General features: G+C 64.7%; 21 protein-coding genes. 9 read left to right on the plus strand and 12 right to left on the minus strand.

The genetic code is table 11. The features are described 5' to 3' along the window. Positions 1-114 precede the first annotated feature (114 nt). The 4 genes from OQE56_RS15955 to hemC all read left to right on the plus strand — a co-directional run bounded on the left by OQE56_RS15955 (position 115) and on the right by hemC (position 3,637). Positions 115-780 (plus strand): alpha/beta hydrolase, encoded by a 666-nt coding sequence (locus OQE56_RS15955; RefSeq protein ID WP_267225639.1) that lies wholly within the window; start codon positions 115-117, stop codon positions 778-780. Between the two features lie 71 nt (positions 781-851). Then, positions 852-1,928 carry a sensor histidine kinase gene (locus OQE56_RS15960; protein ID WP_267225640.1) on the plus strand — a complete coding sequence of 359 codons (1,077 nt, stop codon included), beginning with the start codon at positions 852-854 and terminating at the stop codon, positions 1,926-1,928. Then, on the plus strand, positions 1,909-2,613 hold the full coding sequence (locus OQE56_RS15965) for a LytR/AlgR family response regulator transcription factor (protein ID WP_267225641.1): 705 nt from the start codon (positions 1,909-1,911) through the stop codon (positions 2,611-2,613). The genes OQE56_RS15960 and OQE56_RS15965 overlap by 20 nt, the downstream gene beginning before the upstream one ends. A gap of 106 nt (positions 2,614-2,719) precedes the next feature. Next, positions 2,720-3,637 carry a hydroxymethylbilane synthase gene (hemC, locus tag OQE56_RS15970; protein ID WP_267225793.1) on the plus strand — a complete coding sequence of 306 codons (918 nt, stop codon included), beginning with the start codon at positions 2,720-2,722 and terminating at the stop codon, positions 3,635-3,637. 46 nt (positions 3,638-3,683) lie between these two features. On the opposite strand, the gene OQE56_RS15975 is transcribed toward hemC, so the two are convergent. Further along, entirely contained in the window at positions 3,684-4,508 is an 825-nt protein-coding gene (locus tag OQE56_RS15975) for a DUF481 domain-containing protein (RefSeq protein ID WP_267225642.1), read from the minus strand. A 114-nt stretch (positions 4,509-4,622) separates the two neighbouring features. Next, positions 4,623-5,525, minus strand: a complete 903-nt coding sequence (locus OQE56_RS15980) for a hypothetical protein (RefSeq protein ID WP_267225643.1) — start codon at positions 5,523-5,525, stop codon at positions 4,623-4,625. A gap of 143 nt (positions 5,526-5,668) precedes the next feature. Here OQE56_RS15980 and OQE56_RS15985 point away from each other — a divergent pair, with 143 nt between their 5' ends. Together OQE56_RS15985 and OQE56_RS15990 are read left to right on the plus strand one after the other, a co-directional pair. Beyond that, the gene (locus tag OQE56_RS15985) at positions 5,669-6,640 is read left to right on the plus strand and encodes a helix-turn-helix transcriptional regulator (protein WP_267225644.1); all 972 of its coding nucleotides are present in this window, start codon (positions 5,669-5,671) and stop codon (positions 6,638-6,640) included. Between the two features lie 94 nt (positions 6,641-6,734). Continuing rightward, positions 6,735-7,694 carry a patatin-like phospholipase family protein gene (locus tag OQE56_RS15990; RefSeq protein ID WP_267225645.1) on the plus strand — a complete coding sequence of 320 codons (960 nt, stop codon included), beginning with the start codon at positions 6,735-6,737 and terminating at the stop codon, positions 7,692-7,694. Between the two features lie 4 nt (positions 7,695-7,698). On the opposite strand, the gene OQE56_RS15995 is transcribed toward OQE56_RS15990, so the two are convergent. The 10 genes from OQE56_RS15995 to OQE56_RS16040 form a co-directional block, all read right to left on the minus strand. Continuing rightward, positions 7,699-8,067, minus strand: coding sequence for a DUF488 domain-containing protein (locus OQE56_RS15995; RefSeq protein ID WP_267225646.1), 369 nt, complete (start codon positions 8,065-8,067; stop codon positions 7,699-7,701). An 84-nt stretch (positions 8,068-8,151) separates the two neighbouring features. Continuing rightward, complete coding sequence (locus OQE56_RS16000; protein ID WP_267225647.1) at positions 8,152-8,868, minus strand: glycosyltransferase; 717 nt, start codon at positions 8,866-8,868, stop codon at positions 8,152-8,154. A 686-nt stretch (positions 8,869-9,554) separates the two neighbouring features. Next, complete coding sequence (locus tag OQE56_RS16005; protein ID WP_267225648.1) at positions 9,555-10,430, minus strand: ParB/RepB/Spo0J family partition protein; 876 nt, start codon at positions 10,428-10,430, stop codon at positions 9,555-9,557. Positions 10,431-10,432: 2 nt separating this feature from the next. Next, positions 10,433-11,299 carry a ParA family protein gene (locus tag OQE56_RS16010; protein ID WP_267225649.1) on the minus strand — a complete coding sequence of 289 codons (867 nt, stop codon included), beginning with the start codon at positions 11,297-11,299 and terminating at the stop codon, positions 10,433-10,435. 40 nt (positions 11,300-11,339) lie between these two features. Further along, positions 11,340-11,987, minus strand: coding sequence for a 16S rRNA (guanine(527)-N(7))-methyltransferase RsmG (gene rsmG / locus OQE56_RS16015; RefSeq protein WP_267225650.1), 648 nt, complete (start codon positions 11,985-11,987; stop codon positions 11,340-11,342). 228 nt (positions 11,988-12,215) lie between these two features. Continuing rightward, positions 12,216-12,674 (minus strand): SPFH domain-containing protein, encoded by a 459-nt coding sequence (locus OQE56_RS16020; RefSeq protein ID WP_267225651.1) that lies wholly within the window; start codon positions 12,672-12,674, stop codon positions 12,216-12,218. A 360-nt stretch (positions 12,675-13,034) separates the two neighbouring features. After that, positions 13,035-13,868, minus strand: a complete 834-nt coding sequence (locus tag OQE56_RS16025) for a pirin family protein (RefSeq protein WP_267225652.1) — start codon at positions 13,866-13,868, stop codon at positions 13,035-13,037. Positions 13,869-14,038: 170 nt separating this feature from the next. Then, positions 14,039-14,716 carry a YecA/YgfB family protein gene (locus OQE56_RS16030; RefSeq protein WP_267225653.1) on the minus strand — a complete coding sequence of 226 codons (678 nt, stop codon included), beginning with the start codon at positions 14,714-14,716 and terminating at the stop codon, positions 14,039-14,041. Positions 14,717-14,746: 30 nt separating this feature from the next. Then, complete coding sequence (xth, locus tag OQE56_RS16035; protein WP_267225654.1) at positions 14,747-15,526, minus strand: exodeoxyribonuclease III; 780 nt, start codon at positions 15,524-15,526, stop codon at positions 14,747-14,749. 63 nt (positions 15,527-15,589) lie between these two features. Further along, entirely contained in the window at positions 15,590-17,632 is a 2,043-nt protein-coding gene (locus OQE56_RS16040) for a M3 family metallopeptidase (protein WP_267225655.1), read from the minus strand. A 151-nt stretch (positions 17,633-17,783) separates the two neighbouring features. Here OQE56_RS16040 and OQE56_RS16045 point away from each other — a divergent pair, with 151 nt between their 5' ends. The 3 genes from OQE56_RS16045 to OQE56_RS16055 all read left to right on the plus strand — a co-directional run bounded on the left by OQE56_RS16045 (position 17,784) and on the right by OQE56_RS16055 (position 20,485). Beyond that, on the plus strand, positions 17,784-19,505 hold the full coding sequence (locus tag OQE56_RS16045; protein ID WP_267225656.1) for a patatin-like phospholipase family protein: 1,722 nt from the start codon (positions 17,784-17,786) through the stop codon (positions 19,503-19,505). Between the two features lie 114 nt (positions 19,506-19,619). Further along, positions 19,620-20,156, plus strand: coding sequence for a gamma carbonic anhydrase family protein (locus tag OQE56_RS16050; protein WP_267225657.1), 537 nt, complete (start codon positions 19,620-19,622; stop codon positions 20,154-20,156). Then, positions 20,153-20,485, plus strand: coding sequence for a low molecular weight protein tyrosine phosphatase family protein (locus OQE56_RS16055; RefSeq protein WP_267225658.1), 333 nt, complete (start codon positions 20,153-20,155; stop codon positions 20,483-20,485). Before OQE56_RS16050 ends, OQE56_RS16055 begins: the two co-directional genes overlap by 4 nt. Positions 20,486-20,506: the final 21 nt, after the last annotated feature.

The following is a 20,506-nucleotide window of genomic DNA, read 5'->3' on the forward strand; positions in this document are numbered from 1 at the left end:
GCGGCTACCCAGTCGTCCCGTGTCGGCTGACCGGCCGTTTGTACGTTCGGTGAGGTTCCGCCGCGTGCCCTTGGGGCATGCTCCCCCCCGACTCGTTGATACCTGCAAACGCCCATGCTCCTGCCCACCGTTGAGACCGAAACCGCCACCCAACCCACCCACAGCGTGCTCTGGCTGCACGGCCTGGGAGCGGATGGCAATGACTTCGCCCCCATCGTGCCGGAGCTGGTGTCGCCCGCGTGGCCGTCGCTGCGCTTCGTGTTTCCCCATGCGCCGGTACGCCCGGTGACGGTCAACGGCGGCATGCCGATGCGCGCGTGGTACGACATCGTGGGCGTGGATCTGGTGTCGCGGCAGGACGAGAGCGGCATGCGCGCCTCCATCGCCAGCGTGGACGCCTTGATCGCCCGCGAGAACGAGCGCGGCGTGCCCACCGCCAACATCCTGCTGGCCGGTTTTTCCCAGGGTGGCGCCATTGCGCTGTCGGCCGGCCTGCGCCATGCGGACAAGCTGGCCGGCATCATCGCGCTGTCCACGTATTTGCCGCTGCAGGATTCCTTTGTCGCCGAGCGCAGCCCCGCCAACGCCAGCACCCCGGTGTTCTGGGGTCATGGCACAGGCGATCCGATCGTGCCGCTGACGCGCGGCGTGGCATCGCGCGATCTGCTGCAGTCGCTGGGCTATCCCGTGTCCTGGCACACCTATCCGATGCCGCATTCGGTGTGTGCGGAGGAAGTGGCCGATCTGCGCGCGTGGATGACCACTCGTCTGTCGGGCTGAGCCGGCCAGTCACTGCGCCGCTGGGATGACGTGCAAGGAAGCGGTCGCATGCTTGCGGCATACTTCCCGGCATGAGGGGATCCATCACTGAACCGCCCGCGCCTCAACGCGCCGAACACCATCAGCTGCCTGATTTCTGCAGCGGCACGGTGATTTTCGCGCTGTTGGTCACGGCCGGGATCACTGTCACCGTGATGTGGCTGGCGCCCAACAATAGTCACGGTTGGCGCGGTTACAGCGTCGGCATGCTGTTCGCCGTGTGGCTGGCGCTGGTGATCGGCCTGGCCTTGTGCAAATTGCGGCCGCTGTTGCAGCGCTTGCCCGGCAACGCCTCGTATGGCGGGGTGTGGTTGGTGATGGTGCTGATCGTTGGGGGCGGCAGCGCCATGGTGTACTGGATGGACCAGGCCATGCAGATGGCCTTGCTCACCGATACCGCCGGGGACTTCGTGCTCAACAACATCGCGATTGCCGCTCTGCTCGGCGCCGCCATGCTGCGCTACTTCTACCTGCTGGCGCAGTGGCAAACGCGCCTGGCCGCCGTCAGCAAGGCGCAGGTGGCGGCGTTGCAGGCACGCATTCGCCCGCATTTTCTGTTCAACAGCATGAACACGGTGGCGGCGCTGGTCCGTGTCGATCCAGACGCAGCGGAACGGACCGTGGAGGATCTCTCCGAACTGTTCCGCGCCGCGCTGGGCGAGCACAGCACGCAGGACGGCACGCTGGGCGAAGAGGTGACGCTGGTGGATCGCTATCTGGCCATCGAGCAGCTGCGCCTTGGACCACGCCTGCGCGTACATCGCGAGTGGGACGAGCTGCCGCTCGCCTTTCCCCTGCCGCGGCTGTTGCTGCAACCACTGGTGGAAAACGCTGTCCGCCACGGCATTCAGCCGCTGCGCGAAGGCGGCGATGTCATCCTGCGCGGCTGGCGCGAGCGCGATGGCGTGATCATCGAAATCGACAACCCTCGCGGCGGCGAGCCATCGCAAGGGGGCCACGGCCATGGCCTGGGCAGCGTGCGCCAGCGTGTGGCCTATCGTTACGGCCCGCGTGCTGAGGTATTGGCGGGCCCCATGGGCGATCGCTTTGTGGTGCGTCTGCAACTTCCGGAACAGGCAGGTTCTATCGATGCGCGTATTGATCGTTGACGACGAGCCTTTGGCCCGCACCCGGCTCGCCGCCCTGCTTGGCGAAAGCAGCGACGTCGAAGTGGTCGGCAGCGTGGCCGATGGCGAAGCGGCGCTCGAGGCGCTTGGCGAACTGCAGCCGGATTTGCTGTTGCTGGACATCAACATGCCAGGGATCAGCGGCACGGCCGTGGCTCAGCGCCTGGCCGGGCGCAGGCGTCCGCAGGTGGTGTTTTGCACGGCGTACGAAAGCCATGCCTTGCACGCCTTTGAGCTCGGTGCGGTGGACTATCTGCTGAAGCCGGTCCGCCTGGAGCGGCTCAACGAGGCCTTGCAGCGCGCACGCCAGCGTCTGCAGCAGACGCCGCGCGAAACGGTCAGTTATCTGCATGGCCGTTTGCGCGGTGAACAAGTGCGTGTGGCGCTGGACGATGTGATCTGTCTGCAGGCCGAGGAAAAGTACGTGGTTGTGCAGCATCGCGGTGGCCAGCTGCTGCTGGAGGAATCGCTGCGGCAGCTGGAAGAGATCCATCCCGAGGCGCTGATCCGCCTGCACCGTAATTGCCTGGTGCCATCGCAACGGCTGGTTGGCCTGAAAACCCTCACCGACGGCCGCGTGCTGGCCCGGCTGAGCGGCACTGAACTGACGCCCGAGGTCAGCCGGCGCAACCTGCCGACGCTGCGCAAGCTGCTGCGCATGGGTTAGACATGCGACCACGTGCAGCGTCTGAAACCGCTGCGCGGAAGGTCTGGATTACGCGACAATGGAGGCCCCCGACGACGCGATGCGCGACGCCTCCACCGAGATCACCATGACGCCATCCATTCTGCGTATTGCCACCCGCAAGAGCGCGCTCGCCCTTTGGCAGGCCGAACACGTCGCCGCCGAGCTGCGAGCCGCGCATCCCGGGCTGGCGGTGGATCTGGTGCCGATGTCGACGCGGGGCGACGAAATTATCGACAGGCCGCTGGCCGACATTGGCGGCAAGGGCCTGTTCCTCAAAGAGCTGGAAGTGGCCATGCTGGAAGGCCGCGCCGATCTCGCCGTGCATTCCCTGAAGGACGTGCCCGCGGAGCTCGAACCGGGCTTCGCACTGCCGGCCATCCTGCCGCGCGCGGACGCCGCCGACGCCTTTATCAGCAACGACTACGCGACCCTCGCCGCGCTGCCGCTCGGTGCCCGCGTGGGCACCTCGTCGCTGCGGCGCCAGGCCCAACTGCGCGCAGTGCGCCCGGACCTCACGCTGCTGGATCTGCGCGGCAACGTCGGCACACGACTGTCCAAGCTCGATGCCGGTCACTACGACGCCATCCTGCTGGCCTGCGCAGGTCTGGAGCGGCTGGGATTGGCCTCGCGTATCCGCAGCCGTCTTGCTGCACCGGACTGGTTGCCGGCGCCGGGGCAGGCCGCCATTGCCATCGAGGCACGCGCCGATCAGCTCGCCGTGCTGGACCTGCTGGCCGCGCTGGACGATCCGCAAACCCGCCTCGCCGTCACCGCCGAGCGTGCGATGAACCACGCCCTGGGCGGCAGCTGCACCGTGCCGGTGGGTGCGTGGTGCACGGTGACCGAACGCGGCTTGCACCTGCGCGGCCTGGTGGGCGACGTGCGCAGCGGCCGCCTGATTCTGGCCGAGGCACAGGCCGAGGGCGATCAAGCGGAGGCGCTCGGCAAGCGCGTGGCTGACGCCTTGTTCGAACAAGGCGCCGGCCAGCTGCTGGGACACTGATCGCACTCTCTGTGGGGTCGCTCCCACAGGTGTGCCTCGCGGCAACTTAGAAGTTGTAGACCAGGTTGGTGGTCAGCAAGGTGTCGGTGCTGTCCGTACCGGGCTGCGCATCGCTGTTGTAGCGCACCTGGTAGCCCAGCTTGAGCGCCATCTTGCGGGTCATGCCGACCGACACGCCGATGTCGTTCTGGTAGTACTTGTTCTTTGAACCCACTTCCATCAGCAGCGTGTCTTCCAGCGCCGTGTTGTCGGTGAGGCGCTGCTTGTAGTTCACCAGGCCACGGCCGACGGCTTCGCTCTGCGTGTCCTGCCGAACGTTGGTGGTGACGCCGTTCACCTGCTCGCTGACATCGGCCGGGCGATAGCGCTTGTAACCGGGGCCAACTTCGAACGACAGCTCGGAGCTATTGGTCTTCAACGCGATGTAGCCGTAGCCGACCGAAACGATGCCCTGCCACAGGTTGGCGCCGAAATCGTCATGCGAGTAACGCGTCGCGGTGACGATGTAGCTGCGCGGGTCGAGCTTGTAGCCCACGGAAGCGCCGGCGTCGTAGCGGTTGGCCGTGGTTTCGAGACGATCCACCTGGTTGCCGGACTGATCGATCACCTTGACCTCGCCCTTGGAGCGCAGGCCATTGAGGAAGAAATTGTTCCTCCACAGATCGTTTTCCTGGTTCAGGCCCAACTTGGCATTGACGTTCTCCGAGCGGGAGTTGCCGTAGGAGGACGCGAAACCGAACTCGCCCGACCCCGACCAGCCGCCGTTGTCGGACGGATTGGACCCGGCCGTGCCAGCCGGCGCATCGTCAGCCTGTGCGCCAAAACTCACCAGCGCCGCGAGCAGGGCGCCCGCCATCAGGGTCTTCTTCATCAACATTTGTTCCTTTTTCGTTAAACAATAGCAGGCCGCCACCTTAGCTCGGTGGATTGAACTCCCTCTGAACAGGGAGGGCTTTTTGCGGGTTAAATGGCGTCAGATAGCCGTTTAGTGGCTATCGGGGAGTGCCGCCAGGGCGCCATCATACAAACTCAGCTCGGTCGCCATGCCGAGACTGCAACTAATGGCCGCGATGGCTGCGATAGCGATGTGCCCCTCGGTGAAGCTCATCAGCATCAGCGCCAGGCTGGGCAGGGCATAGGCCAGGAAGGCGGCGAGATAGCGGCGCGGTTGCAGTTCCAGCCGGGCGCGTGGCCCCGCGACCCGTTGCAGCGCCGCCTGCCAACGCAGGCTTTCAATCAGACCCCGCAGCAAGGCCAGCGACAGCAGGGTGACGATCCATGCCAGCGGATGCCCGTGGCCCTCGCTGTTGTCCTGCCCCGTGGCGCACACCCACAGCCACAGGCCGCCGCCGTAAGCGGCCGACACGACGCGGCTGAGCGGTAATTGCGTGGCCAGATGGATGTCGATGCCAGGCGCCTGACGCCTGGCGTCGCTGTGGGCGGTGATGATCAGGCTGCCCAGGCTACACAAGGTCAGTGCCGAGCCGGCCAGACGCGTGGCCCAGAAGGCGTTGTCGCCTCGGGCCAGCCCTGCCACGGCCATGGCGGGCAACACGGTGGCAAGGGTGATCAAGGCATCGCGCGTGGGTCGCGCACCTTTGCCGATGCGCCAGCCATGCCAGACCGGCATCCAACGCAGATGCATGCACGCCGCGAGCAGACCCACAGCTGCCAGCATGCCGCCCAGCGCCAGCGGCACCAGCACATCGCCACGGCCATCCGGATACACGCCCACCGCCAATGACAGCCCAAGCAGCATCCACGCGCCCAGGCCATCGTAGGCAAGCACGTGCAGGAGCGTCGCCCCCACCGTTCGGGGACGGCGAGGCGCGGCGGCCTGGTCACTGTCGGCGGCCGTGCTCCAGGGGATTTCGTGGCGCGATTTCATGAGCGCGGCGTCTTCTCTGCGTGAAGGGCGAATCACATGCGTATGACCGTTGCGTGATCCAATGCCATTCCACCCTTTGTTGGACTTGCGGCTTCAGCCAACCGTGCGCATGCTACGCGGAGGCTGCCGTCGAAAATCATTTCATGGATCGTTACGAGCGCATTCTGACCCTGCACCGGCTGCTCAAGTCGGCGCATTACCCCGTGCCTCTGCCTCGCCTGATGGACGAGCTGGAGTGCTCGCGCGCCACGCTTTATCGCGATGTGGCGTTTTTGCGCGACGCACTTGGCGCGCCCATCGAAAGTGCGGGTGGCGAACACGCCGCGTTCCGCTATGCCGTCGGCGAGGGCGAACGGTTCGAGTTGCCGGGATTGTGGCTGACTTCCGATGAACTCGCGGCGCTGCTTGCGCTGAACGAACTCATCGGGCGCAGCGGACCTGGTGTGCTCGCCGGTGCGCTCGCACCGTTCAAGGCGCGCATCGAGCATTTGCTGTCCGATCAAGGCAGCGGCAAAGCGTTGCCGATCGAACGCATTCGCGTCATTGCCTGGGGCGAGCGCAAGCTCGACCAGCAGGTGTTTCGCGTGGTCGCCGGCGCGGTGCTTGAACGCAAACAGCTGCGCTTCCGCTATCGCGCGCGCACCACCAATGCCGACAGTCACCGCAAGGTGTCGCCGCAGCGACTGACGCATTACCGCGACAACTGGTATCTGGACGTATGGGATCACGACCGCGAAGCGCTGCGCAGCTTCGCCGTGGACCGCATTGCCGAGCCGCAGGCGCTGGACGAACCCGCGCGCGATGTGGCCGAGCAGGAGCTCAACGATGCGCTGGCCTCCAGCTACGGCATCTTCGCTGGCAAGCCCAAGGCCTGGGCCACGCTGCGATTCTCGCAGCACGCCGCGCGCTGGGTGGCAGACGAGCACTGGCATTCGCAGCAGAAGGGCGAATGGCTGCCCGACGGCCGCTACGAACTGCAGGTGCCCTATTCCAACTCCAAGGAACTGCTGATGGACGTGCTCAAGTACGGCCCGGATGCAGAAGTGGTCGCGCCACTGTCGCTGCGCGAAGAGTTGAAGATCCAGCTGCAGCTGGCGCTGGGTAGCTATAAGTGACAGAAGTGAGTAAACAGGAGTGAGAAGTGCGAGAGAGCCGACACACCCTCTCTCACTTCTCACTCCTCTCCACTCATTTCTTAGCTTTTCACGCATGAGCTCTGTCGACATCGCCGAATCCTCTGCTGCACCTTCCACTTCCGCCGCTACCCGCAAACCGACCATTGCGCTCGCACTTGGTTCCGGCGGCGCGAAGGGTCTCGCGCATATCGGCGCCATTGAAGAAATCGAAGCGCAGGGCTACGACATCGTGGCAATTGCCGGCACCTCGATGGGCGCGGTGATCGGCGGCATCTACGCCGCCGGCAAGCTTGGTGTGTATCGCGACTGGGTGTGTTCGCTGGCCAAGATGGACGTGCTCAAGCTGATTGACTGGACTTTGTCCGGCGGCGGCTTGATCAAGGGTGAACGCATCATCGGCACACTGCGCGACCTGATCGGCGATATCGCCATCGAAGAGCTGCCGATTACGTTCACTGCCGTGGCCACCGATCTGGACCGCGAACGCGAGGTATGGCTGACGCGCGGTCCGCTGTTCGATGCGATTCGCGCGTCTATCGCCATACCGAGCGTGTTCCGCCCTCAGTTGCTGGACAACCGGCGGCTGATCGACGGCGGCCTGCTTAATCCCGTGCCAGTGACGCCGCTGATCCGCGAAACGGCCGACTACCTGTTCGCCGTGAGCATGGACGGCCCCATCGACAACACAGAGCCGGTCGATGCACAGCTCGTTCCAGCAGAGACACCCGATAGCTATCGCGCACGCATCGGCGATTTCATTGGCAAGCTGATGCCGCTCGGCAACGACAAGCCGCGCGAGCCCGGCGTGCTCGAGTTGCTTACCCAATCTATGGACCTGATGCAGGCCAATCTCTCGCGGCTGCGGCTAGCGGCGTATGAGCCTGATCTGCTGATCCGCATGCCGCGCAACGTCGCCACGGTGTACGAGTTCTATCGGGCTCGCGAGCTGATCGAATTGGGCCGGCAACAGGCGCGGCGCATGCTGACCGGCTGGCAGCCGACGCATCGCGGTCACTACACGCAGAATCCGTAGCCGGTCAGTGCGGCCCGTGGCCCTTGAGCCAGGCGTCGAGATAACACTTCAGTGCGACGGCGTTGTTGTGCTCGTCGTCGCGGGCGCCGTAGAGCAGGGTGATGCGCAGGCGCGAAGCCTTGGTCGCCAGGGGTTGCCAGTATTCGGAAACCCCATCCAGCTCCGTCGCATAGCGGTGGCGAAAAGCCTCCCAGCGCGCCGGATCATGGCCAAACCATTTGCGCAGCGCTGACGAGGGCGCCAGCTCCTTGGTCCACGCATCAAGCGCGGCGTCTTCCTTCTTCAAGCCTCGCGGCCAGAGCCGGTCGACCAAGACACGATAGCCGTCGCTTTTGGCGGCAGGCTCATACACGCGCTTGATAGTGATGGACATGGGCGGGCGGCCTCCCAAAAGGAGAATCTTCAGCATACGCCGATGAAAGACGCGTCACGACCCGCCCACGATCTGAGGCAGAGCTCAGATCTCTTCGACCTGAGTCACCTTGCCACGGCGCATCAGCCAGGCCACGCCACGCAGGTCGGCGATACCTACCCACAAGCGATCGAGCATGCCGTACTTAGACGTACCGGCGGTGCGCGGACGATGACCGACCGGCACGCTGGTGCTCTGGAAGCCTGCGCGCTTCACCAGTGCCGGCAGATAGCGGTGCATGTGGTCGAAGTAGGGCAGGCGCAGGAACACGTCGCGATCGAACAGCTTGAGACCGCAGCCGGTATCCGGCGTGCTGTCCTTGAGCATGCGCGAACGCACGGCATTAGCAACTTTCGACGAGATGCGCTTGTTGAAGCTGTCACGGCGCGTGGTGCGCCAGCCGGCGAACAGGCGCACGTTGGCCTGCGCCTTGTCGCGCTCGGCGAGCAGCTTGGGAATATCAGCCGGATTGTTCTGGCCGTCGCCATCGAGCGTGGCGATCCACGGCGAACGCGCGGCGCGCACACCGTTCCACACCGCGGTGCTCTGACCGCTGCGGGTCAGGTGGCGCACAACGCGCAGTTCCGGGTACTTGGATTTTTCCGCAGCAAGCACGGCCACGCTGTCGTCGCTGGAATCGTCGTCCACGTACACGATCTCGAAATCGGTCTTGCCGCGCAGGGCGGTAGCGATTTCGGCGAGCAGCGGCGGGATGTTGTCGCGCTCGTTGAACACCGGCACGACGACGGACAATTGGGGCATGGGGTGGGCCTTGTCTTGAACAGGGGGGCGCCTGGCGCCAGGGGCGATATTCTAGTGGGTGGAGGGCGTCCCGTCAGGAGCGGGGTGGCCGCTGGTTCGGCAGGGCTCATGCTCGCTGAATAATTCCCTCTCCCCGCCGGGGAGCGCACCCTGTGCGCGATGACGGCACGACACGCCCCCTCGAGACCCGTGATGCGATGTGCAGCTCTGCTGCACGAGCCGTGCGCTCTGAGCTTTTGACCTTCGGGCCCCCTGTGCGGCGGTGAGGGGTGGACGATCAGGCCCGCAGGGGGATCGGCAGGGATGCCGATCCCTTTTCGTCAGGGCAGGATGCCCTGTCGAAAAGCCCGGCCGCCCCTCACGGACTGGCCGGCTTCACCGGCCAGCGCCAAGCGGGGGTGCCTTTTCTTTTGGTTACTTTTCTTTGGGCAAGCAAAGAAAAGTGACCCGGCCTCCGGCAGGAGGTCGGAAGCCCGCGGCAGGCGAGCCAGGTCGCCTCACCGTCGACAAGAGCCAAAGTCACTGGATCCCAGCCTTCGCTGGGATGACGGTGAGGGATATGAACCGTGCCGCGAGCACCCACCCCTCACCCCAACCCTCTCCCCGGAGGGGAGAGGGAGCCGGTCTGTCGCACGGCTACGCGCTTCAGCGAGCAAACCCGCAAAAACAAGCCAGGAAAACCCGCCTCAGCGAATCTTGCCCAGAATCCCGTCCAGCTCGTCGTTGCTGTGATAGTGGATCACCAGCTTGCCGCGACCACCGCGTCCCTGGGCCAGCTCAACACGTGTGGCGAAGCGATCGGCCAGCTCACGTTCCAGCGCATCGATGTTGGGATCGCGCGCGGGGGCGTGCTTAGCCTTGCCCTTGGGTGCCGTCTGCGCACGGCGAGCGGCTTCTTCCAGTTCGCGCACGCTCCAGCCCTTGCGCGCTGCTTCCAGCGCCAGGCCTTCAGCCATGCTTTCCGGCAGCGTGATCAGGCAGCGGGCATGGCCCATTTCGAGCTGCCCCTCGTCCAGCAGACGCTTGATCGACTCGGGCAGCTCGGTGAGACGCAGCATGTTGGATACGGAGGCGCGCGAGCGGCCCACGGCATCCGCCGCCTGCTGGTGGGTGAGGTCGAAGTCGTCGATGAGGCGCTTGAGCGCGTCAGCTTCTTCCAGCGGAGTGAGGTCCTGGCGCTGGATGTTTTCGATCAGCGCCATGGCCGGCACGGCCACTTCCGGCACGTCCTTCACCAGCGCCGGCAGCTCATGGAGCTGCGCACGCTGGGCGGCGCGCCAGCGGCGTTCACCGGCAATCAGCTCGTAGCTGTTCTTGCCGATGGCGCGAACCACCACCGGCTGGATCAGGCCCTGCGCGCGGATCGAGGCGGCCAGTTCGTCCAGCGCCTCGTCGTTCCAGTGACGGCGCGGCTGGTATTTACCGGGCTGAATCTGCTGGATCGGCAGCGTGCGCAGCTCGCCTTCCTGCTCCAGTACCGAGGGCTTGCCGGGTTCGTCGGCACCACCACCCAGCAGGGCATCGAGCCCGCGACCCAGGCCCCGTTTTTTCGCAGCAGACATGCTTACTCCTGGTGGATATCGACGACGTCGTCGAGCGTCTCGTCTGAGTCATCGTGCAGCATCGGCGCCGCCACGTCGCCCGCCTGATCCTGCTGCTGGACGTTATGCCCACGCTCGCGGCGGATCATTTCGCCGGCCAGCCCGATATAGGCAATGGCGCCGCGCGAGCTGCGATCGTACAGATGGATCGGCTGGCCGTGGCTGGGCGCTTCGGCCAGGCGGACATTGCGCGGAATGATCGAGCGCAGCACCTTGTCGCCAAAGTGCGTGGTGAGCTGCGCTGACACTTCGTTGCCGAGGTTGTTGCGCACGTCGTACATGGTGCGCAGCAGGCCTTCGATTTCCAGCCCCGGATTGAGGCGCTGACGCACGGCCTTCACCGTATCGAGCAGGCTGGAGAGACCTTCCAACGCAAAGTATTCGCACTGCACCGGAACCAACAGACCATGGGCCGCCGTCAACGCGTTGAGCGTGAGCAGATGCAGCGTGGGCGGGCAGTCGATGAGGATGGTGTCGTAGCGATCAGCCACCTTGGCCAGCTGCTCTTTGAGCCGGCCTTCGCGGGCAATCGCGTCCATCAACTTCAGTTCGGCCGCGGTGAGGTCGCCGTTGCCGGGCAACAGATCGTAGTTTGCCTCGGTCCGGACAATGGCCTTTTCGATCGGCGCTTCGTCCAGCAGCACTTCGCAGCCGTTCGGCTTGGCCTCGTGCTTGTCCACACCCGACGCCATGGTCGCGTTGCCCTGCGGGTCGAGATCGACCAGCAGCACTCTGCGCTTGGCGGCAGCCAGCGCAGCGGCGAGATTGACGGCGGTGGTGGTCTTGCCGACTCCGCCCTTCTGGTTGGCGACAGCGATGATGCGAGCCATGGTGTCGTCGGTACCGTGAACGAGTGAAAAGGGGGCTAGATTAGCAGCCTGCTTGATCGCCTGTGCGGGCCAGCACGATGAGATGGCGCTCGCCGCCCACATCCGGCACTTCCAGCGTATGGATCGCACGCACCTCGAAACCCGGTGGCATATCGGCGAGCTCGTCGTCGGGGTGCTTACCCTTCATGGCGAGCCAGGTGCCGTCTTTGGTCAAAAGATGACCACCCCAGTCCAACATGTCCCGCAGGCTGGCAAAGGCCCGGGCCGTGATGCAGTCGTACTGGCCTTCCACCTCTTCAACCCGCGACTGCACCGCGCGCACGTTCTCAAGCTTAAGTGAGCGGATGGCCTCGCGCAGGAAGCGGACCTTTTTGCCGTTGGAATCCACCAGCAATATCTGGCGTTCCGGCGCAGCGATGGCGAGGGGAATGCCCGGCAGCCCCGGGCCGGTGCCGAGATCCGCCAGCGAGCTGCCCTGCACATACGGCAGGATGGCCAGCGAGTCGACCAGATGACGGCTGATCATGTCAGCCGGGTCGCGGATGGCGGTGAGGTTGTAGGTGGCGTTCCAGCGCGCCAGCAGCGCCTGGTAGTCGAGCAGGCGCTCCACGGCACCGTCCGGCAGCTGCACGCCCAGCGAGGCGATGCCGCGTTCCAGCCGGATTTGCAGGTCGTGACGGGAGGTCATGGGAGTGACGCCTTGGTAAAACGGGGCCGCAAGTATCCGGGTGTGGCGCTCCGGACGCCAGTTTGGGGGCAGGAGTGAGTGAAGAGGAGTGAGGAGTGAGAAGCGAGAGAGAGCCAGACCTTCTCTCACTTCTCAAAGAAAAACCCGCCGAAGCGGGTTTGAAGTGTCTCCCCTGTGGCGGGCGCTCTGGGGCCACCTTCGCCATGGGCCTGCCGGCGTTAAGGCCGGTCAGGCAAATTCCAGCTCCACACGCGTGACCATCATGCCGCGCTCACGCAAAGAGCCGTTCATGCTCTGCTTGAGACGGGAGCCCGAGTCGCGGCGATCCGCGCTGTAGGCTTCCGGCTCTTGCCGCAACGCGGCCAGCGCACCGCCACGGATCAGCTGGTCGGCCTGCTCGATGACGCAGTCGGCACGTTCAGGCTCAAGCACCTGCCAGTACACCGTGCCGCGCACGTCGTGGGCGTTGGGCAGCAGCTCTTCGAAACGGAGAACCTGGCCGCTCAGATCGATGCGGTGTTCCACGCGATCAATCAGCGGGAGGGCCATGTGGGTACCCGGCTGCAACAGGCGGTAAGGGCGGCCCCTGCGATAGAGGCTATGCACCTGGTCGGCCGGCACGCGCTTGATCGCGGTAGCGAACATCGCGATCAGGGCCAGGACAATGAGCGTAATCAGGGCGTTCATAGCAATAAAAACAGCTAGTTATGCGTGGATTCTTCGCAAGGGACTGTAAGTTGATAGTACAGCCGGTTGCGCCCCCTTGGATTAATCCTAATTTAACGGCGAACTAAGGACTTTTTACAATCCGCCTTTCGGGCTAAATGCTTGATTCTGTGAACCCGGTGGCAGGCACGGGTGGACATGCATCGACCACGCCAGGCGCGTCGACGGGGCTGGATTCGCCTTGCGGCCAGGGGGATGGCCGGCGAGGACAGCGGAGGGAGAGAGGAGTGAGTTAAGAGGAGTGAGAAGTGAGAGAGAGCGAAAGCTCGCAAACTTGCGGCTTTCTCTCACTACTCACTTCTCTTCCCTCGTTTCTCGCTCTTAGAACTTGCCGGCGCGGAAATCCGCAATGGCTTCGTGGATCTGTTCGGGCGTGTTCATCACGAACGGCCCATAGCGCGTCACGCTTTCGTTGAGCGGATGCCCGGCCACCAGCAGCACGCGTGCAGCGGTATCGCCGCCCGCGATGCGCAAATCGCCGCTTCGCGTGAGCACTGCCAATTCGCTGCGGGCCAGCGGCTCGCCAGCCACCATGGCACCGGTACCGTCGAACACGTAGGCGAAGCCGGCATGGCCTTCCGGCAATGGGATAGTCACCGACGCACCGGGCTGCACGGCAATATCCAGGTAGATCGGCTGCGTGACGATCTCCGACACGGGGCCGGTCACGCCGTCGAACTCACCGGCGATCACCTTCACTTCCACACCATTCGAAGGACGGGCCACCGGAATGCGCTCGGGACCGATGTCCTGATAGCGCGGCGCGATCATCTTGTCCTTCGCCGGCAGGTTCACCCACAGCTGGAAGCCCCACATCAGGCCGTCTTCCTGCACGGGCATTTCCGAATGCAGGATGCCGCGGCCTGCAGTCATCCACTGCACGCTGCCCGCTACCAGATCACCACTGTTGCCGTGGTTGTCGTGGTGCTTCATGTGGCCCGCGAGCATGTAGGTCACGGTCTCGAAGCCGCGATGCGGATGCTCCGGAAAGCCGGCGATGTAATCGCCTGCCTGGTCGGAACGGAATTCGTCCAGCAACAGGAACGGATCGAGCATATCCAGGCCCGGCTGGCCGATGACGCGCTTGAGCTTGACGCCCGCGCCATCGGAGGTATCGATGCCGCGAATGCGGCGAACAATGCTGCGCTCAGTCATGGCTGGCCTCCAAATTGGACTGGCCACATGATGATCCCGCACGCGGCGTTGCCCAAGATGGCAAACAGGAACGGATTGTTCGCGTAGAGCGAGAAGTGAGTGAAGTGGATTGAGAAGTGAGAGAAGCGCTGACCCTCTGACTTCTCACGCCTCTCCACTCACACCTGCCCTCAATGCACCCAGTGTCCGCTGCGATGACGCGGCGGCGGCACTTCCTTCTCCTTGTCGTCCGTCGACTTCACGGCCGCTTCAATCTCGGCTTCGCTGACGGGGTGATCGTGCCAGTACTGGTTGACCGCGCCGAGCACCATCGGCACCTGGCCGAGGCACTCGTCGTATTCCTCTTCGCTGAGCTTCTCGAACTCGGCGTCCGCATTGAGGATGCCCTCGTCGACCGCCAGCGCCATCACCGGGCCCAGCAGCTCCATGAGCGACGGATCATCGGCCAGGCGCTTTTCCCACAACCCGGCGCGCAGGTCGATGCCGCGGCTGAAACCTTCGCACCAGCCGGCCGCGGAAAGCACCGGCCCGGCTTCGGTGTCCACTTCGCCGAGAATCGGTTCGTACGCATCGACGTCGAGTTCGGCGCTGATGGAATCGTTGAGCTTGGCCAGCAGGGCCAATACGCGATTGCCTTCGGACTCGTCCTTGAAGGGCTCGTGCAGCACTTCCGGCAGCCATTCTTCCGGCAGCACCCGCATCGGCCCCACCGCCAGCGCGGAGAGCAGACCATGCACGCCATCAAGCAGCAGGTCGCCCTCGCCGACGTGGGCACGCAGGTATTGGTCCAGTTCCTCGAGTTCGTTGTCGCCTAGCGAGCTGGGCCAGTCGGTCTTGGGTGTATTCATCAGCAGCCTGTTTGCGGTGTTGCGTGCGTCTTAGATATCCAGATCAACCGTTACCGGCGTGTGATCGGAAGGTCGTTCCCAGGTCCTTGGCGTCCGGTCGATAGCGGCCGCCTTGGCTGCGGATTTCAGGGCGTCTCCGATCAGGATCAGGTCGATGCGCAGACCCATGTTGCGCCGGAACGCACCCTGTCGATAGTCCCACCAACTGTAGTGTTCACCCGCCGGTTCGAACAGGCGGAAGCTGTCGTGCAGGCCCAGGTCGGTGATGCGCTTGAGCGCCTCCCGCTCGGGCGGCGAGCACAGAATGTCCTCGCCCCAGGTCGCCGGGTCATACACGTCGCGATCGTCGGGCGCGATGTTGAAATCGCCCAACACCACCAGGTTGGGATGGCGCTCGTGCTCGCGCGCAAGGAACTCGCGCATCTTCGCCAGCCAGTCGAGCTTGTATGCGTACTTCTCATCGCCCACGGCCTTGCCGTTGACCACGTAGAGATCGACCACGCGCACGCCGCCGATGGTGGCGGCGAGAATGCGTCGTTGCGGATCGTCAAGGTTGGGAATGTCGGTGACAACATCCTCAAACTCGGGATGGGCATCGGCGCGCGCCAGCAGCGCAACGCCGTTGTAGGTTTTCTGACCTGAAAACACTGCGCGATAGCCAGCGGCTGCCAGTTCATCGACCGGGAACTTGGCGTCCTCCAGCTTGGTTTCCTGCAGCGCGACGATGTCGGGCTGCGCGTCGGCCAGCCACTGGGTGAGGTGCGGTATGCGCACCTTCAGCGAATTCACGTTCCATGATGCGATCTTCATGGGGACATTGTAAGCGAAGGTTGCGCCAACACTGCCGCCCACGCGGGGCGGCAGTGACGAAGGTCAGGCGAGACCGTGACTTCTCAGCAACGCCTCGGGCTCCGGCGGGCGGCCGCGGAACGCGATGAAGCTCTCGAGGGCCGGCCGGCTCGCTCCCACGGCGAGGATTTCCTTGCGGAAACGGTCGCCGGTGGGGCGGTCGATCACGCCATGCTCCTCGAACTCTCCGAACGCATCCGCACTCAGCAATTCGGCCCACAGATAGCTGTAGTACCCCGCCGCGTATCCACCGGCGAAGATGTGCGAGAACGCATGCGGGAAACGCTGCCACGCCGGCGGATGCAGCACCGCGACGTCGTGACGGACTTCTTCCAGCACTTCCATCGTGCGCGCGCCCTTGGTCGGGTCGTATTCCAGATGCAGCAGGAAGTCGAACATGGCGAATTCCAGCTGACGCACCAGGAACAGGCCGGCGTGGAAGTGACGCGCCGCCAGCATGCGCTGAAACAGTTCATCGGGCAGGCGCTCGCCGGTTTCGTAGTGGCGTGCGAACAGGTCGAGCGCTTCGCGGTTCCAACCGAAGTTCTCCATGAACTGGCTGGGCAACTCCACCGCGTCCCACTCCACGCCATCGATGCCGCCGATGGAGGGCAACGCGATCTCGGTCAGCAGGTGATGCAGACCGTGTCCAAATTCGTGGAAAAGGGTGAGCACGTCGTCGTGCGTGAGCAACGCAGGGCGGCCCTCGGTGGGCGGTGCGAAGTTGCAGGTGAGAAAGGCCACCGGCAACTGCTCCTGGCCGCCATCGCTGAAGCGCGCGCGGCACACGTCCATCCACGCGCCGCCGCGCTTGCCGGTGCGTGCATAGAGGTCGACATAGGCGCCGGCAAACACACGGCCATCGGTATCGAGCACGTCGTAATAGCGCACGTCCGGATGCCACACGTCGACGCCTTCGCGGACGCGGAGCGAAATGCCGTAGAGACGCTGGGTGAGACCAAACAGCCCCTCCATCACTGCCGGCAACGGGAAGTACGGCTTGAGCTGTTCTTCGTCGAGGTCGTATTCGCGCTGACGCAGTTTCTCGGAGGCGTAGCCGACGTCCCAGGATTCCAGGTTGTCGAGCTTCAGTTCCTGCGTGGCGAACTCGCGCAGGCGATTGAGCTCGGCGCGCGCCACCGGCTTGGCGCGGGTGGCAAGGTCGTGCAGGAACTCCATCACCTGCGTCGGCGTACCGGCCATCTTGGTCGCCAGGGATTCCTCTGCGGCATTCTTGAAGCCCAGCAGCTTCGCCGCTTCATAACGCAGCGCCATGATGCGTTCGATGCGCTCGCTGTTATCGAACTTGCTTGCCTGCGGACCCTGGTCGGAGGCGCGTGTCTGGTACGCCCAGTACACGCGCTCGCGCAGGCCACGGTTGTCGGCATAGGTCAGCACGGCCTGGACGCTGGGCTGCTTGAGCGTGACCAGATAGCCGTCGAGATTCTGTTCCTTGGCGTACTGGCGCAGCACCGCGCGGCCCGACTCGGGCACACCGGCCAGATCGCGTTCGTCCGTGATGTGTTCATGCCAGGCATCGGTCGCGTCGAGCACAGCGTTGGAGAATTCGGTGGAAAGCCGGCTCAGTTCCACGCCGATCTCGCGATAGCGCGACCGCTCCGGTTCTTCCAGCGCGACGCCGGACAGGCGGAAGTCACGCAAGGCATGCTCGACCAGCGCGCGCTCGGGACGCGGAAGGCCGGCAAACGTCGGTGCATCGGCCAAGGCCTGTACGGCCTGATAGAGCGCGCGGTTCTGGCCGACTTCGATGGCGTGGTCGGTGAGCTTTTCTTCCGCCGGGCCATAGACCTTACGCAGCTCCTCGCTGTCGGCGACTGAATGCAGATGGCTCACCGGTGCCCAGGCGCGTGCTAGCCGCTGCTCCAGGCGTTCCTGCGTGAGCATGACGCTGGCGAAGTCCCGCGGTGCGCCGGGCGCCGTGAGGGCGTCGATGCCGGCGCGGTAGTCGGCCAGGATGGTGTCGATGGCAGGCGTGACCTGTTCGGGCCGGATCTGCGAAAACGCCGGCAGCGCGTCGTCAGCCAGCAACGGATTGTCGTGTTCCATGAAATCTCCTCGGATCACCCGCAGGGCCGGAACGGGCCAGCAGGGTGTCCGCCAGCGTGGCGACCCACCCCGGCGAAATCAAGACGGCGTAGGGTGTCGGTGATCACCGCGCTCACGAATTGTCACATCCCCCGCCGTACCATCCCGCGCCATGTCTAAGCCCGATTTTTCCGCCCTGCTGCGTCGAAGCGACGTGTTCGGGCATTTGGGGGACGAGGCGCTAGCCGCTCTGCTCCCCGAACTTCAATGGTTTTCCCTGCCCGGTGGACGCACGCTGTTCCGCCATGGCGACGTTGCGGATGCGCTTTACCTGGTGGTGAGCGGCAGCCTCGGCGTGTTTGACGGGCCAACGGAGCGGGTGCGTCTGGTGGCCGCTGGCGACAGCGTGGGCGAAATCGGGCTGATTACCGGTGAGAGCCGCCAGCACACAGCGCGAGCCCTGCGCGACAGCGAGCTGTTGCGTCTGGATATTGCCGCCTACGAGGCGCTTACCCAACGTCATCCGCAAGCCATGCTGGGCGTCGCCCGCGTGGCCATTGCCCGTCTGCAGACGCGCATGCGCGGCGACGAAAGCCCCGGCATCGCGCGCACGTTTGCGTTGCTTCCCGCTTCGCCGGACGTACCGGCCCGCTCGCTGGCCATGCAGCTGGCCATGGAACTTGAGCACTGGGGCAGTTGCGTGGTCATCGATGCCGAACACGGCGCCGGCCGCGGCAGCGACTGGTTTGCCGAGCGCGAAGCGCAGGCCCGCTTCGTGATCTATCTGGACAGCAGCGGCGACGACCTCTGGCGGCAACGCTGTCTGCGCCAGGCCGACGTGCTGCTGTTACCTGCACTGGCGGCACAACCGGCTCGGCCATGGCCGGAAGCCACGCCGATGCATCCGTCGCGGGCGGGGCATCGGCCACGTCATTTGGTGCTGCTGCACCCAGGCCGCCAGCCTGCACTGGGAGCAGCCCAGCGCTGGCGGGCGCAATTCAGTGGCGAGCTACAACACCACCATGTGGGCGGACGCGCGGATATCGCGCGGCTGGCCCGGGTGATCAGCGGCCATGCCCGTGGACTGGTACTGGCAGGCGGTGGCGCGCGCGGTATTGCGCATCTTGGCGCCCTCCGTGCGCTGCAGGAGGCCGGCCACACGTTCGATGCCGTGGGCGGCACCAGCATCGGCGCGATCATTGGCGCGAGCGTGGCCGCCGGTTGGGAATTGGACACGATGGTGCAGACCTTCCATCGTGCCTTCGTCGAAGGACGCCCGTTATCGGACTGGACGCTGCCCATCGTGGCGCTCACCCGCGGGCGGCGGGCGGCGTTGATGCTGCGGCGTGCGTTTGGCGCGCTGGATGTCGAAGACCTCACGCTGCCGTTCTTCTGCGTGTCCACCTGCCTTTCCGGCGAAGGGATGGTGGTGCACCGCGAAGGTCCACTATGGCTGTGGCTGCGTGCTTCCAGCGCCATTCCCGGCGTACTGCCACCGGTGCTGCATCACGGCCGCGTGTATGTCGACGGCGCCCTGGTCGACAACCTGCCCACCGACGTCATGGCCGACGACGGCCTGGCGCACATCACCGCCATCGACATTCGCGCCGAAATTTCCCTGCTGACTACCGCGGAAGAATTCGCCACGCCGCCATGGTGGCAAGTGCTGTTGGGCCGCCAGAACATTCAGCGCCCCGGGCTGGTGTCCACCCTGGTGCGCGCGGCCATGGTCAACAGCGAGGGGCCCAGCGAGCACCGCCGCGAACGCGCCGACCTGCTGTTGACGCCGCCGTTGGAGCACATCGGCATGCTGGATTGGAAAGACTGGGAGCGCGCTATTGAAGCGGGCTATCTCTATACGAAGGCGGTGCTGGACAAGCAGGGCTCACTGTAGAGGTGAGGAGTGAGTGAAGAGGAGTGAGAAGTGAGAGAGAGCCAGAGCGCGAGCCGGCGCTATCTCTGTTTTGCTCACTTCTCTTCACTCACTCCTCGCTCTTACCATAGAGCGATGGACCCATTACGCAAATACAAGGGCATCTGGCCCACGCTTCATCAGCGCGTCTATGTCGACCAGGCATCGACGGTCATCGGTGCGGTTGAGCTGTTCGACGACGTCTCGATCTGGCCGGGCGCGGTGTTGCGTGGCGACGTGAACTTCATCCGTATCGGTGCGCGCACCAACGTGCAGGATGGCGCCGTGATTCACGTGACGCACGACGGCCCGTACACACCCGGCGGCATGCCGACCATCATCGGTGAGGGCGTCACGGTCGGCCATGGCGCCGTGATTCACGCCTGCACCATCGAGGACTACTGTCTGATCGGTATGCACGCCTGCGTACTCGATGGCGCGGTGGTGAAGCAGTACGGCTTCGTGGGCGCCGGCAGCGTGATTCCACCGGGCAAGGTCGTCGGCGAACGCGAGCTGTGGCTCGGCAACCCGGCGAAGATGGTGCGCGTACTCAGCGATCAGCAAATCGAACAGCTGCGTTATTCCGCGGATCACTACGTGCGCTTGAAAGACGAGTATCTCGCCGCGCGATGAGCACGCCTCGACGTGTCCTTTTCCTGTGCAGCCGACATAAGCTGCGCAGCCCGACGGCCGCGGCCGTGTTCGGAACATGGCCAACGCTCGATGTGGATTCGGCCGGACTTGCTGATGATGCAGAGACGCCGTTGTCTGCCGATCAGCTCGAATGGGCGGAGCTGATCGTCGTGATGGAAGCCGCACATCGCCGACGCCTGCAGGCACGGCACGGCGCGCGGCTGCGAGGTAAACGCATCGTTTGCCTGGATATTCCAGACCGTTACGAGTTCATGCAACCCGAGCTGGTGGAGTTGCTTATGAAGAAAGTCGGACCGTTGCTTCGTTGACCATTCCGGCACCGGCCGGAA

Origin of the sequence: Dyella silvae (assembly GCF_026421305.1) — a bacterium.
GTDB classification, from domain to species: Bacteria; Pseudomonadota; Gammaproteobacteria; order Xanthomonadales; family Rhodanobacteraceae; genus Dyella; species Dyella silvae.

Excerpts from the sequence above, each read along its gene's own strand:
- OQE56_RS15955 (WP_267225639.1), top strand. The coding sequence starts at position 115 with ATGCTCCTGCCCACCGTTGAGACCGAAACCGCCACCCAACCCACCCAC.
- OQE56_RS15960 (WP_267225640.1), top strand. The coding sequence starts at position 852 with ATGAGGGGATCCATCACTGAACCGCCCGCGCCTCAACGCGCCGAACAC.
- OQE56_RS15965 (WP_267225641.1), top strand. The coding sequence starts at position 1,909 with ATGCGCGTATTGATCGTTGACGACGAGCCTTTGGCCCGCACCCGGCTC.
- hemC (WP_267225793.1), top strand. The coding sequence starts at position 2,720 with ATGACGCCATCCATTCTGCGTATTGCCACCCGCAAGAGCGCGCTCGCC.
- OQE56_RS15975 (WP_267225642.1), bottom strand. The coding sequence starts at position 4,508 with ATGAAGAAGACCCTGATGGCGGGCGCCCTGCTCGCGGCGCTGGTGAGT.
- OQE56_RS15980 (WP_267225643.1), bottom strand. The coding sequence starts at position 5,525 with ATGAAATCGCGCCACGAAATCCCCTGGAGCACGGCCGCCGACAGTGAC.
- OQE56_RS15985 (WP_267225644.1), top strand. The coding sequence starts at position 5,669 with ATGGATCGTTACGAGCGCATTCTGACCCTGCACCGGCTGCTCAAGTCG.
- OQE56_RS15990 (WP_267225645.1), top strand. The coding sequence starts at position 6,735 with ATGAGCTCTGTCGACATCGCCGAATCCTCTGCTGCACCTTCCACTTCC.
- OQE56_RS15995 (WP_267225646.1), bottom strand. The coding sequence starts at position 8,067 with ATGTCCATCACTATCAAGCGCGTGTATGAGCCTGCCGCCAAAAGCGAC.
- OQE56_RS16000 (WP_267225647.1), bottom strand. The coding sequence starts at position 8,868 with ATGCCCCAATTGTCCGTCGTCGTGCCGGTGTTCAACGAGCGCGACAAC.
- OQE56_RS16005 (WP_267225648.1), bottom strand. The coding sequence starts at position 10,430 with ATGTCTGCTGCGAAAAAACGGGGCCTGGGTCGCGGGCTCGATGCCCTG.
- OQE56_RS16010 (WP_267225649.1), bottom strand. The coding sequence starts at position 11,299 with ATGGCTCGCATCATCGCTGTCGCCAACCAGAAGGGCGGAGTCGGCAAG.
- rsmG (WP_267225650.1), bottom strand. The coding sequence starts at position 11,987 with ATGACCTCCCGTCACGACCTGCAAATCCGGCTGGAACGCGGCATCGCC.
- OQE56_RS16020 (WP_267225651.1), bottom strand. The coding sequence starts at position 12,674 with ATGAACGCCCTGATTACGCTCATTGTCCTGGCCCTGATCGCGATGTTC.
- OQE56_RS16025 (WP_267225652.1), bottom strand. The coding sequence starts at position 13,868 with ATGACTGAGCGCAGCATTGTTCGCCGCATTCGCGGCATCGATACCTCC.
- OQE56_RS16030 (WP_267225653.1), bottom strand. The coding sequence starts at position 14,716 with ATGAATACACCCAAGACCGACTGGCCCAGCTCGCTAGGCGACAACGAA.
- xth (WP_267225654.1), bottom strand. The coding sequence starts at position 15,526 with ATGAAGATCGCATCATGGAACGTGAATTCGCTGAAGGTGCGCATACCG.
- OQE56_RS16040 (WP_267225655.1), bottom strand. The coding sequence starts at position 17,632 with ATGGAACACGACAATCCGTTGCTGGCTGACGACGCGCTGCCGGCGTTT.
- OQE56_RS16045 (WP_267225656.1), top strand. The coding sequence starts at position 17,784 with ATGTCTAAGCCCGATTTTTCCGCCCTGCTGCGTCGAAGCGACGTGTTC.
- OQE56_RS16050 (WP_267225657.1), top strand. The coding sequence starts at position 19,620 with ATGGACCCATTACGCAAATACAAGGGCATCTGGCCCACGCTTCATCAG.
- OQE56_RS16055 (WP_267225658.1), top strand. The coding sequence starts at position 20,153 with ATGAGCACGCCTCGACGTGTCCTTTTCCTGTGCAGCCGACATAAGCTG.